The organism is Kitasatospora sp. MY 5-36 (assembly GCF_001182915.1).
GTDB lineage: Bacteria > Actinomycetota > Actinomycetes > Streptomycetales > Streptomycetaceae > Kitasatospora.
In genome coordinates this window covers 1-1,110 of record NZ_LFVW01000270.1, presented here as the reverse complement: position 1 = coordinate 1,110, position 1,110 = coordinate 1, and the positions used below count along the sequence as shown (strand labels likewise).

General features: G+C 76.9%; 1 protein-coding gene. It reads right to left on the bottom strand.

What is annotated here, in order from left to right:
• A partial coding sequence (locus AE652_RS19010; protein ID WP_199823111.1) for a hypothetical protein occupies positions 1 to 958 on the bottom strand: 958 nt, incomplete at its 3' end.
• Positions 959 to 1,110: the final 152 nt, after the last annotated feature.

Here is a 1,110-nt window from a genome sequence, read left to right as displayed (position 1 = left end):
CGGCGCCCGCCACGGCCGCGACGGTCACGCCGGCGTAGTCCTGCCAGCGTGCGGAGGACAGCGCCGACGCCAGTGCGGTCTCCAGGGCGTCGGACGGCGTGCCCGCGCCGTTCACCAGGGCGGTGACGGCCCCGGCGAGCGCGGCGTCGAGGCGGGCGTCGACGATCGGCTCGCCGCCGGCGTGCCGGGTGTCGGCGTACCGGACGGCGGGGTCGGCCAGCTTCGCCGCCTGGCCGGTCGTCGTGGACCGCGCATGGGCCGCCGCCTGGGCGATGAGGTCGCCGAGGTGGGCGGCCTGTGCGGCGAGTGCCGACGGGGCGATGCCCTCGTTGACGGCCTTCTGCAGGGCGGCGGCGAAGTCGGCGGCCGGGTGCCCGGCGAGGCCCGGCCAGTCGGCGGGCAGCTTCTCGCGGATCAGGCCGTAGAACGCCTCGGGCGGGATCCCGGTGACGCCCGCGGCGACGGCGTCGGTCACCAGCCCCGCCGCCTGGATCAGCGCGGTGAGCCGGTCGGCGGCCGCACCGGTCTCCCCGAGGAGGAACTCCAGGTCGGACATGCGCAGTTGGCCGAGGCCGGCCGGGCTCGGATTGTCGACGAGCTGCTCGACGACCGCGGCCAGCCGGTCCCACTCGGAGGGCTGCCCGGCCATCGGCCCGGTCACCACCAGGTTGATCACGGCCTGCGGTGGTGCGTTGAACATGGTCGGCGAGGCCGCGACCACCACGCCGGCCGCGTCGCGGACCCGGACGATCAGGTCCGCCGATCCCAGCTCGACCCGGGCGAACTGCGTCCGGTTGTAGTGGATGGTGTACATGCCCGCCGCGTCCGTGCGCGTCTCGTTCGGGAAGCCGGGGGCGAACGGTCCGAGCGGCTGCTCGGTGCGCAGGTCCCGGTCCACGGCTCGGATCACCGCGTTGACGACGGGGGCTCCCTCCGGCCAGGTGACCTGCCCGGACACCGTGAGGTCGTCAGCGACGGACGGGCCGTGCCCGTCGCCGGGCCCGTGTCCGCCGTAGCCCCGGCCGCCGTAGCCAGGGCCGCCGCCCTGTCCGCCCTCGCCTCCCGCGCCCGTGGCCGCCCCGCCTGCGGCGGCCGGTCCGGGTGCGGCGG